Below are 11,592 nucleotides of genomic sequence, written 5' to 3'. Positions count from 1 at the left end.
TTTTTGCTGAACTGGCCATAGAAAAAGGTTGGGATATTTTAGCCTTAGAAGTAGCTCCAGACCATATCCATTTATTTATTAGCGTCAAGCCTACAGACACCCCACATTTAGTTATCAAGGCATTTAAAGGGCGTTCTAGTTTCTACCTGAGAAAAGAATTTCCCCAATTAAAAAAACTACCGTCTCTTTGGACAAGTAGTTATTTTGTAAGCACCGCAGGGAATGTTAGTAGTGAATCGGTGAGGAAATATATTGAAGATCCGCATCACGGATAATACAGAAAATACCGCAGCGGTTAAAACCGCTCGCGCCGCTTCCCTCTCAGGTCTAAAGACGCGCTCGTTTCCCACTTACCGGGTATTCTTATGAGAATAAATAGAATCTGGAAATGAACTACAAGCATATTATTTCATGATGGTGAGCGAAAGGCTACCCATTTACCCGAATGCAGTATAAGTACATTGGTACTTTCCCCAGCGACTATATGCGCCCGATTCAGACAATAATATATCAAAAGCTGATAATATATCTTAAATCACAGAATATAGTAATTAACTGATTATGTCCAACTTAACAACAATCGCCCGACTACGGAATATTATTTTTTCAGTATTTCTAACTCTGATCATTAGTTGCATAGTTCCTGCAACTGCTTCGGCTTCTAACTTGGGAATTGAATCAGGTTCTCTTCGTCCTTGTCCAACTTCCCCTAACTGTGTTGTCAGTCAAAATGCTGATGCTAAACACGCTATTGCACCAATCACTTATGATGTAACAAGAGATAAGGCTAGAGAAACCTTACTCAAAGTTCTCACGGTTGTTCCCCGCACTACAGTTATAGAACAAACAGATAATTATATTCATGCGATTTCTAAAAGTCGCATTTTCAAATTCGTTGATGATGTAGAATTTTATTTTCCTAGCAATGATTCAGTTATTCATATTCGTTCTTCTTCTCGTGTGGGAGATTCTGATTTTGGTGTCAACCGCACTCGCTTAGAGCAAATTCGTTTAGCTTTACGAGATTTGAATATTTAATATGAAAATTGTCAGAATATTGTCAGAAATGGCTAACGCCACGCTTCGCTATCAGGATGTCCAGGATTTAAGGATTAACAGGATGAAAATAAGGATTTAATCACCAATCACCAATCACCAATTCCCTATTCCCTATTCCCTATTCACCAGTGCAAAAATACTCCCGACGACAAAACCTCCAAGATGCGCCCAATAAGCAACTCCTCCCGTTTCTACACTCATATTAGCTGCTGCTTGGAGACTAGCAAAACCAGAAATGAGATTTTGCACAAAGAAAATACCAATAATCACTAATGCAGGAACATTAATTGTGGTGATAAAAAAACCTAAAAAGATTAAAGTGGTAATTCTTGCTTGAGGAAACCAGATTAAATATGCACCTAAAACTCCAGAAATTGCCCCACTTGCTCCCAAGGAAGGAACAGCAGAGTACATACCAATAAACCATTGACATAAAGCAGCTATAGCACCACAGGTTAAATAAAACAATAGATATTTAAAATGCCCTAAGCGGTCTTCAATGTTGTTACCAAATACCCACAAATAGACCATATTGGATATTAAGTGCCACCAACCTCCATGCAAAAATTGTGATGTAAATAAGGTTGTCCACTCTCGACTCCAGTTAATGGTTAATTCTTGCGGTATTACCGCATACAATTGAAAAAACTGTTCTAGTTGTAGATTTGACAAGTTTATTTCATGGAGAAAAACTAGGACATTCATGCCAATTAACCCATAGGTAAAATATGGAGTAATTCGGGTGGGGTTGTCATCGTAGAGGGGAAACACAAATATTGTTCCAAATCATCATTAATAGCACTATAACAGGATTGAGGAGTCAGGACTCAGGAAGGAAAAATGAAGAATAAAGAATATTTTTATCCTATTCCCTGTTTCCTGTTTCCCCGTTCCCTAATTACAAAAGATTTGCTGATTCATAGAGTCTTCTGAGAATAGCTGTAATTTTAATTCCGTAGTCTAAATCCGCAGACCAGCGCCCTGACAATTGATGAACTGACGACGCAACTCCTCTAGTCACAAAGCGAAATCTAGGATCTACTTCTTGTTGGACTAAAGGTTCTAAACTGGCATAGGCTTTTAAATGTTGAATATGCGCTCTGACACCAATTCTGGCGCTGGGAAATGATGCTCCTTCCGCACCACCACCAACTGCACCCAAACCGGCAAAGTTATTTTGCTGGGATTTAATGTCAGTACCAAACCGTAAAAATCCAGTTTCTAAACACATTTGACAAAAAGCAATATCATGATTTATGCCTTCAATTGTTGCTTCTTCTCGATATAGTTTAGGAAGATCAGGAAACTGGGTAATGGCGGTTTCATTATTGGTTTTTAGAAATAGTTGTAGCTGTACTTCTGATGTATTACCATTGGAGATAAGTTGCTCAATTTGTCCAGGACAAACTGTTGAAATTGAGCGTAATTTTACTGTGCGCGTGGCACTATCCCAATCAATAGAAATATGAGAGTCTCGAAGTTCTACAGCTTTAATATACACTATTTGGCGATAGGTAATTCGGCGTAAATTAGCTAATTTGGAAATATCAATCCGTAACCGATCTACTAAATCAATTGGGATGTAAGCATTCCCATTAATTAATACTCCTTGTTCAGCGTAATTTTGTCCATTAATATTGATATTAATGCTAGAATAATTTTCGGTCGTTGGTTGCTGAGGATCATTTGCTTGATTCCAAGTAGTCAGTCCTTCCGCAATTCCGATGGCAAAATCACGACGACGACTTTGTAATAAAGCCCGATCTTCAGGACTGCTTAAAAAACCGACTTGTAGTAATAAAGCTCCAATCACAGTTTGACGACAAAATTGTAAATTACCCAAGCCGCTATCTGTATCTGGTTTCACTCCGCGATTTGGTAATTGGGGGACACGACGCAAAAGTGCCATTAATACCATTTCGGCATTTTGTTTGCGTTGGTCATTTTTGGCAATATAAAATGCACTTGCTCCCCGCACCGATGGACTATTAGCAGCATTGGCTTGAATTTCTAGCGCTACATCCTTGGTATTAGCACGAGCATTAATCCAAGCGATGGTTTGAGCCGCACTCAAATCATCAGGAACAGCTAAAACCTCTACGTTACGGGTGCGGAGTTCTGTCACTACCAAATCTCGCAAAAGAATCATTTCCTTTGCTTCCGTTGTGCCACCAGCGATCGCACCGGGGTCATTTTTACCCGCTTCTGTGCCACCATGTGCCGCAGAAATAAAAATCCGCCCCATTTTTACCTATTTCCGTTGCTAAGTCCCGGCAATTGCAATTCTTTGACACTCTCAGGGAGCCAAGCCACTGAGATTCTACTGACAGAATTAGATTAAGGGTTTAGCCCAATCCAATCTCGCTGCGACCGCCAAACGCCGCCTAGACGCTCAAAACAACTGCCAATCAAGGTGTTGAAATTGCGCTTACTTTTATTGTTTTCAATGTTTTCAGAATCCATCACTAAGCCAAGACTCGGTACGCTCCACACCCTGCCATTACTCGCTCTTTTAAGTCATACTGCCGTTAGGACTTGAACCTAACCGTTGTTTCATAGAAGCCGGGATTGCTCCGTACTAGGATGCTTCAACACATAGATGTTTTTTGTTCTTACTCACAATTTAATTCTAACATACCACAGGGATTAAAATCCCTCGTGTCGCTTATATCTCAGGGAGCCAAGCCGCGCTCGTTTTACGCTTACCGGATGCTCTTATAAATTAGCGATCGCTTCTGCAATTCTTCCAGACACAAAAGGTAAAATTTCCCGACTCTTAGCTTGTGCTTTCCCTTCCGTAAACACCACCAACAGATAAGGACGTTGATCTGGTAATTCAATATAAGCCGCATCATGGCGGACTGTGCTTGTCCAACCTGCTTTTGACCAGATTTGACTATTTTGAGGTAATCCACCGCCTAAGAAGCCTGTAACCTGGTCTTCTTCCACATCTTGGGGTAAGTCATCAGGGTTAATATTACGTTTGATTAAATTCATCATAGATTGCGATCGCTCACTAGAAACCGTCACCCCACCCACGATACTATGTAATAATCTCGCAGTCGCATCCGTCGTCACCATATTCCGATTTTCAAACATCTCCCCATAAAAAGCCCTTTCCCGGCCATAGGGACCATCACCCCAAGTTTTTTGACAGACATTAATTGCTTGCATTTCCTCCCACCCCAAGGACTGGTAATAGCGATTAATAATATTGCGTTGATATTTCCAAGTTTCAAAAGGACCAGGACTTAACAGCGGACCAGAAGTAGTCCCACTGATGATATCCACAATTAAACTGGTAGCATCATTACTAGAATCAACGATCATATCCGTCAAAGCCCGGTTTAATTCCCCCGAAGTCTGACTCATACCTTTTTCTAGCCATTCTTGCACCACCACCAAATAAAATAATTTCACCACACTGGCCGGATAAATCCGTTCTCCTCCCCGATAGCTAAAACCCCGCACCGGATGTTCCCAAAAAGCGTTAGGAGTCAGCGCACCACCCGTATTCACTGGTGCGGGAGGATCATAGACAACCCAAGTCAAAGCAATTTGATTTGCTGCTAAAGTGGGAAACTCTGCCCAAGTTGCCTCTACAATTTGATTACCGATATTTTCTAGTTGTTGATCTTGATTAAAAAAAACCATTTGTGAATAATGTCCTTATGGTATTCAGAGTCTAGTTTCTAGCTTCATTCTATCATTACCTGTATAATTGCTGAGGTATGAAATCTAATTAAACTAATTTTAGGTAATTTAATATGATATTTGATTTAACAAAACTTAATCAAACTTGCAATCCTCATAAAACTCTTGATCAACAAAATGACGAATTACACATTGCATAGACTTTCAAAACATCTTTTAAATTATTTCCCCAAAAAATGAGTAATCTAAAATTAGCACAATATCAATGTTTAACTAACTTGAATCTCTATGATTCTCCTGAATGTATAAGTTTATCCACCCAAGCCGCAACAGGACGACATTTACGAATAACATCAAATCATCAAGATACAGCAGTTGAAGTTTGTTTATGTGAAGATGATTATCCCGGATGGTTATCACTTGAAGATTTGCAGTTTCTCCAACCCGCAGAAACAGTATATCAACCCCAATTCATCTCAACCGCAGAAATTCAACAACACATACCCACAGTTATCGCTTTTACCCAAGCAGCAAAAGCACAAGACAATTATTACCTTTGGGGTGGCACAGTTGCACCTAATTATGACTGTTCTGGTTTAATGCAAGCAGCATTTAAATCCGTAGGCGTTTGGCTACCAAGAGACGCTTATCAGCAAGAAGCTTTTACCCAAACAATTGATATTAAAGAATTACAACCAGGGGATTTAATCTTTTTTGGTACTCCTCAAAAAGCCACCCACGTAGGCTTATATTTGGGTAATAATTGCTATATTCACAGTTCAGGAAAAGATCAAGGACGCAACGGTATTGGTATTGACCAACTTTCAGAACAAGGGAATAAAGTTAGTCAGGCTTATTATCAACAATTACGCGGTGCTGGTAGAGTTGTGAAAAGTTATGAACCACAGGTGAGATAAAATGAAAGATGATGAATGGTGGGATAATTTTCCTGCTGCTTTGAGACCAGCCTATGCCTTTGGGGAAGTTAACGAACCAATTTCACTCTACAAAGGCGAACTAGAAATTGAGAAAAATCAAAGAATCACCCAAGGAAATGGCGAAGTATATCTCAAATGGTTTCCCTATCCTCAAATTGAATTTAAGTTATCTAGTAATAGATCATTAATTGGTTATGATACTGGTGAGACTAAACTAAAACTGACAGAGATTCAAGGATTAGTGAAGGTTTGTATTTCCCGATTTGATAGAAATTCAAGATTTAACGAAACATTAAATCAAACTCAGGATTCAATAGAAGTTTGGGGAAGACCAACAGAACCTATTATAATTGGTTCAGGAAATTATTTAGCATATATCAAATTTCACTTAACCAACTTTCATCAATTATTTGGTTCTGGTAAGTCAGTATTTGTTTCAGAAAATTTCAGCAAAACTGTAATTGAAAGAGTTGTATTTGAGGCTGGGGTTTGGAGAGTAACTATAGACCAGCTTGATAGAGTAAGTGAAAGATTAAATCCCCTAAAATTTCAAGGAGGTTATGCCGTTACCCATGTAGGAAAACTTGAAAAAAATGATCAAACAGTTTTCGCAGCTAATGAAGCGCGTGATTTCTTAGAAGCTTTTTCCTATTTTCTTTCATTTGTTCGAGGATTTCGAGTTTCTCCAACTCTTCTAGTAGGCTACAATGTGACTGAAGAGGAAGTGTGGAAGGAGTGGACTTCATCAAATTCAGATCCTTGGAAATCAGTAGATTCCTGGGCTTGGAGTGTGCCAGGGACAAGCCTTAAAAATGCTTTTCCGGGTTTTTGGCAATGGTGGCAAGCTTGGGGTGAATCAGCAAAATTGGCTATTTATCGGTATTTGCAAAGTAATAGAAATGCGGGTGGTACAGAAGACTCAATTATTTTGGCACAAGCTGCTTTAGAGCTTCTGTCATGGATTAAATTAGTAGAAAAGGGCAGTATTACTGAAGAAGATTTTAATAGAGGGAGATTCAGGTCAACTTCAAGAAAAGTAAATCAGCTTCTTAAAGAATGTGGTATTCCGCAGGATATACCATCTGAGTTTATTGAATTAGCAGAATTTGAAAGCCAGCTTCATCATAGTAATAATAATGGAGCTTATGCCTTTGTTGAATTAAGAAACAGTATTATCCATTCAGAGCCTAACAATCGCAGCAGATTTACTAATACTAGTGCTGAAGCTATACAAGAAGCTTGGATACTTGGGCTATGGTATGTCGAGATGGTAATCTTAAAGCTATGCGACTATAACGAGTCTTATTTCAACCGTATACAAAAAGTAGGCTATTCTGGTGATTTAAAATACGTACCTTGGAAATAATTTGACTTTACTCTAAACAATTTCTAGAGGACAATAGGACGCTATTAGCAATAAATACTTACTAGAAACTACCATTATTTCTAATACACGCTATAAAGTGAATATTTTTTTATTTGCAATTCCTCAACCATGTAAAATTAACCATCAGTTATCAACTATTTAGCAATGACCAATCACCAATCACCAATCACCAATTACCAATTACCAATCACCAATTACCAATTACCAATTTTAGATGTATCTGTAGTTGTCCCTATTAAAGATGAGGTCGAAAGTTTACCCTTATTACTAGAAGCCATTTCTGCGACTCTCACCGCTAGTGAATTGAATTATGAAATTATTTGTGTAGATGATGGTTCTAGTGATGGTACAGCAGAATTTCTCAAAGCACAAGCCCAAACGCGCACTGATTTAAAAGCGATCATTTTGCGACGTAACTATGGACAAACTGCGGCTATGTCTGCGGGTTTTAATTATGCTACCGCTAAAGTAATTGTGACTTTAGACGCTGATTTGCAAAATGACCCCGCTGATATTCCCATGTTATTAGCAAAGCTGGATGAAGGTTATGATTTAGTCAGTGGTTGGCGGCAAAATCGTCAAGATGGGGCATTAAATCGGTTGCTTCCTTCTAAAATCGCCAATTGGTTAATTCGTCGGGCTACAAGCGTCTATATTCATGATTATGGTTGTTCTTTGAAAGCTTATCGATCTGAATTGGTTGCAGATATGAATCTTTATGGAGAACTACACCGCTTTTTACCTGCATTGGCATATATTGAAGGGGCGAGAATTACAGAAGTACCTGTCCGTCATCATGCGCGACGCTTTGGACAAAGTAAGTATGGCATATCGCGGACGTTCCGGGTATTGATGGATTTATTAACTATTCTGTTTATGAAGAAGTTTCTCACCCGTCCCATGCACGTTTTTGGGCTATTAGGCTTAATTTCTATGGTTTCTGGGGGAGGAATAGGTATATATTTGACTGTTATCAAATTGGCTTTTCATGTAGATATTGGTAGCCGTCCTTTATTGATTTTGGCAGTGTTGCTGTTAGTAACAGGAGTACAGCTATTTTGCTTCGGCCTTTTGGCAGAATTACTGATGCGGACCTATCATGAATCTCAAGGACGACCAATCTATCGGGTGCGGGAAGTTGTGGCGAAAAATATTAAGTAACGTAACAATAGAGAAATAATACTTTTTGCATTATTGCATCTGCCGTGAAAGCCTTTGATACTTTTGACGCTAATCTGCGAAAAAACCTGCTCATGTTATTTGCAGCGGGTTTGTTTTTCTGGTCAGGTTTGGCTTCGTTATTGCCTACCTTACCCTTATATATTGAACATATTGGTGCAAGCAAACAAGAAATTGGCATTGTTATGGGTAGCTTTGCCATTGGGATGTTGCTATGTCGCCCGTCAATGGGGGCTTTAGCAGATATACGAGGACGTAAAATAGTATTATTGATTGGAATGTCCGTAGCAGCGATCGCTCCTTTGGGATATTTGTTTGTCAAATCAATTATTCCCCTGATGATAATTCGCTCCTTTCATGGCATTAGTATCGCTGCTTTTGCCACAGCTTACATTGCCCTAGTCAGCGATTTAGCACCAGAACACCGTCGCGGTGAAGTTGTCGGTTACATGAGTTTGGTAAGTCCTTTAGGTGTGGGAATAGGTCCTGCTATCGGGGGATTTTTGCAAGCAAGCGCTGGTTATACTCCGTTATTTTTATCATCTGCGGCTTTAGGTGGCATGGGTTTATTATGTATAATCCCCATTGTCAATCCACCTATTATCACCAAACCACATAACAGCAAAAATGATAACTTTTGGCAAATATTAACTAGTCCTCGCGTGCGAATTCCGGCCATTGTCTTATTGCTGAGTGGTTTGACTTTAGGTAGTTTGCATACTTTTATCTCCCTATTTATCAAATCAACCGGCGTTGATTTAAATCCAGGTTTCTTTTTCTCTGCTGCCGCTGTCTCCAGTTTTAGTTGTAGATTATTTAGTGGTAAAGCTTCTGATAGATATGGTCGGGGTTTGTTTGTTACCATAAGTTTAATAGCTTATACACTCTCTATCATCTGCGTTTGGCAAGCAAATAACTCTTTCATGTTCTTATTAGGAGCATTGATGGAAGGTGCTGCTTCTGGTACACTCATTCCCATGATTTCTGTATTAATGACAGATAGGGCTTTACCCCATGAACGCGGGAGAATATTTGGTGCTTCCTTAATGGGATTTGATATCGGTTTAGCTATAGCTGGTCCAATTTTTGGTACATTTGCCGAAACCCTGGGTTATCGGAATATGTTTGGTTTGACTACGGGTTTAACTGTGATAGCCATGATCATCTTCCTTACCCAGTCTAGTCGTAATATCCCTCAATCTCTACGTTTTGCCTTTGGTCGCACAGAAGATATCTATGCTGTGAAATAATATCTTCAAAAATTAGATATGGATTATCAACAACCCTTGTAGAGACGTTTCATGGAACGTCTCTACGATATTTGTCACCAAATCTCTGTTAGAAACTACCAAATAAAAAAATATCCCAAAACTGACGCAAAAACCTGCTCTATTTCTTCTTTCTCTGTGTTCTCTGTGCCTCTGTGGTTCGTTTATTCAACCCATTAAAAATGCACAAACTCCAAAAAAGGAACCTGTGCATTTTTAATTATAAAATGGGCGAGGAGGGATTCGAACCCCCGACACCGTGGTTCGTAGCCACGTGCTCTAGTCCACTGAGCTACACACCCTTGACCCACGAATTTAATAATAGCACATACTTTCCCAATGACGCAAGCTAATTTTTCAAATTCTTTTCCACTAACCCATTTGGATGCCCAAGGAGAGGCTCAAATGGTTGATGTATCAGGCAAAGTCGCCACCATTCGCCACGCTCTAGCCACTGGTAAGGTGCGAATGTTACCTGAGACGTTCGCCGCTATTCAAGCCGGTAACACCCCCAAGGGGGACGTTTTAGCAACTGCTAGGTTAGCGGGAATCATGGCTGCTAAACAGACAGCTAATTTAATTCCCCTTTGTCACCCCTTACCCTTACAGAAAATCACTGTGGAGATTATCCCCGATGCTCAACTACCTGGTTATCAAATTGATGCCACTGTGAAAACCAAAGCGGAAACTGGCGTGGAAATGGAAGCTTTAACAGCGGTATCTATTGCCGCTTTAACTTTATATGATATGGCTAAAGCCTTAGAAAAATCAATTCAGATTGAAGGAATTCATTTAGTCAGTAAGACAGGTGGAAAGTCTGGAGATTGGGGATAGGGCGTAGGTTGGGTTAAGCGACAGTGCAACCCAACGTAATCATTAATAATGTTGGGGTTGGGAGTTGGGATGTTGGGTTTCCTTGCGTCAACCCAACCTACCTATGATTATAAATTTACTCAAAAACTACCGTTCTATTTCCATAAACTAAAACGCGATTTTGTAAATGCAATCTTACCGCTCTTGCTAACACAATTCTTTCTAAATCTTTCCCTTTTCTAATTAAATCATTTACCTCATCCCGATGACTTACCCGCACTACATCTTGTTCAATAATTGGTCCTGCATCTAAGTTAGGGGTAGCATAATGGGCTGTTGCACCAATAATTTTTACTCCTCTTTCAAAGGCGCGATGATAGGGATTAGCACCAATAAATGCAGGTAAAAATGAATGATGAATATTAATAATTTGCGGGAATTTTTCAATGAAATCTGCGCTAACTATTTGCATATATTTTGCTAAAACTACCAAATCAATTTTGTATTCATGCAGTAATTCTAGTTGTTTAGCTTCTTGTTCTTGTTTATTGTCTTTAGTAATAGGTATGTAATGATAATCAATGCCAAATTGTTCAACTACTGGTTGTAAATGGGGATGATTACTAATAATCAAAGGAATCTCCCCATGAAATTCTTTAGCGTGATATCTCCAAATTAAATCAAATAAACAATGATCTTGACGACTTACCCAAATAGCAATGCGGGGAAGAGTATCAGAAAAGTGTAATTCCCATTTTGCATTTAAAGATTGAGCAATAGCATTAAAAGCGGGAGCAATTAAATCTTTTGGTAAATTAAATCCTTTTAATTGCCATTCTATGCGAGTTAAAAATAATCCAGCTTCAAAATCTGTATGCTGATCTGCATGAGTAATATTGCCACCATAATCATAGATGAAATTGGCGAATTTGGCTACCAATCCCTTTTGATCTGGACAAGAAATTAATAAAGTTGCTGTTTGTTTTGTCATTGAAAATAAGAAATAATAATTTTTGCTATTTGAAATCTCGTTCCCAGTCTCTGACTGGGAATGCTATCACAGAGGCTCTGCCTCGACTATAATTGAGAGCAGAACCTTCTAGAATTGCCCCGACTATAATGAAGGCAGAGCCTTCTAGAATCCATTCCCATACCATTGGTGACAAGTTAAGGCTATAAGTCTTTTGTCAAGCGGTTTTTGGATAATTATTGAAAAAAAACTCGTCAGACCCCCGCTGGAGATCAGGAAAAGGCGCGACAATTAACTTAACATTTGGTTTTCGTTTCTGTTTGA

Annotated in this window: 11 protein-coding genes and 1 tRNA gene; 7 read left to right on the top strand and 5 right to left on the bottom strand. The window is 39.1% G+C overall.

The annotated features are described in order from the left end of the window. Both tnpA and PN450_RS02700 read left to right on the top strand, forming a co-directional pair. The coding region (gene tnpA, locus PN450_RS02705) for an IS200/IS605-like element ISAsp6 family transposase (protein ID WP_271835351.1) at positions 1 to 275 on the top strand (275 nt) is incomplete at its 5' end. A 286-nt stretch (positions 276 to 561) separates the two neighbouring features. Beyond that, positions 562 to 1,038 (top strand): DUF1499 domain-containing protein, encoded by a 477-nt coding sequence (locus PN450_RS02700; protein ID WP_271835350.1) that lies wholly within the window; start codon positions 562 to 564, stop codon positions 1,036 to 1,038. Positions 1,039 to 1,170: 132 nt separating this feature from the next. Here PN450_RS02700 and PN450_RS02695 read toward each other — a convergent pair whose 3' ends face one another. The 3 genes from PN450_RS02695 to PN450_RS02685 all read right to left on the bottom strand — a co-directional run bounded on the left by PN450_RS02695 (position 1,171) and on the right by PN450_RS02685 (position 4,713). After that, entirely contained in the window at positions 1,171 to 1,830 is a 660-nt protein-coding gene (locus tag PN450_RS02695; RefSeq protein WP_271821056.1) for a rhomboid family intramembrane serine protease, read from the bottom strand. Between the two features lie 127 nt (positions 1,831 to 1,957). Continuing rightward, positions 1,958 to 3,304 carry a hormogonium tapered terminus morphoprotein TftA gene (tftA, locus tag PN450_RS02690; protein ID WP_015081208.1) on the bottom strand — a complete coding sequence of 449 codons (1,347 nt, stop codon included), beginning with the start codon at positions 3,302 to 3,304 and terminating at the stop codon, positions 1,958 to 1,960. 470 nt (positions 3,305 to 3,774) lie between these two features. Further along, positions 3,775 to 4,713 (bottom strand): serine hydrolase, encoded by a 939-nt coding sequence (locus PN450_RS02685; RefSeq protein ID WP_148762603.1) that lies wholly within the window; start codon positions 4,711 to 4,713, stop codon positions 3,775 to 3,777. A 236-nt stretch (positions 4,714 to 4,949) separates the two neighbouring features. Between PN450_RS02685 and PN450_RS02680 the strand changes: the two genes are divergently transcribed. From PN450_RS02680 to PN450_RS02665, 4 genes are all read left to right on the top strand, one after another. Further along, the gene (locus tag PN450_RS02680) at positions 4,950 to 5,630 is read left to right on the top strand and encodes a C40 family peptidase (protein WP_271835349.1); all 681 of its coding nucleotides are present in this window, start codon (positions 4,950 to 4,952) and stop codon (positions 5,628 to 5,630) included. Between the two features lies 1 nt (position 5,631). Then, entirely contained in the window at positions 5,632 to 7,017 is a 1,386-nt protein-coding gene (locus tag PN450_RS02675; RefSeq protein ID WP_271835348.1) for a hypothetical protein, read from the top strand. Between the two features lie 165 nt (positions 7,018 to 7,182). Next, the gene (locus PN450_RS02670; RefSeq protein ID WP_271835347.1) at positions 7,183 to 8,199 is read left to right on the top strand and encodes a glycosyltransferase family 2 protein; all 1,017 of its coding nucleotides are present in this window, start codon (positions 7,183 to 7,185) and stop codon (positions 8,197 to 8,199) included. A 44-nt stretch (positions 8,200 to 8,243) separates the two neighbouring features. Further along, positions 8,244 to 9,467 carry an MFS transporter gene (locus PN450_RS02665; RefSeq protein ID WP_271835346.1) on the top strand — a complete coding sequence of 408 codons (1,224 nt, stop codon included), beginning with the start codon at positions 8,244 to 8,246 and terminating at the stop codon, positions 9,465 to 9,467. Positions 9,468 to 9,713: 246 nt separating this feature from the next. Here PN450_RS02665 and PN450_RS02660 read toward each other — a convergent pair. Beyond that, a tRNA-Arg gene (locus PN450_RS02660) sits at positions 9,714 to 9,787 on the bottom strand. Positions 9,788 to 9,824: 37 nt separating this feature from the next. On the opposite strand from PN450_RS02660, the gene moaC reads away from it, so the two are divergent. Next, a complete protein-coding gene (moaC, locus tag PN450_RS02655) occupies positions 9,825 to 10,319 on the top strand; it encodes a cyclic pyranopterin monophosphate synthase MoaC (RefSeq protein ID WP_271835345.1) in 495 nt (164 codons plus the stop codon). A gap of 115 nt (positions 10,320 to 10,434) precedes the next feature. Here moaC and purU read toward each other — a convergent pair whose 3' ends face one another. Continuing rightward, positions 10,435 to 11,289 (bottom strand): formyltetrahydrofolate deformylase, encoded by an 855-nt coding sequence (gene purU, locus PN450_RS02650; protein WP_148762613.1) that lies wholly within the window; start codon positions 11,287 to 11,289, stop codon positions 10,435 to 10,437. Positions 11,290 to 11,592: the final 303 nt, after the last annotated feature.

The sequence above is a fragment of the Dolichospermum lemmermannii CS-548 genome (assembly GCF_028330815.1).
GTDB classification, from domain to species: Bacteria; Cyanobacteriota; Cyanobacteriia; order Cyanobacteriales; family Nostocaceae; genus Dolichospermum; species Dolichospermum lemmermannii.
This window is presented reverse-complemented; position numbering and strand designations above follow the sequence as displayed.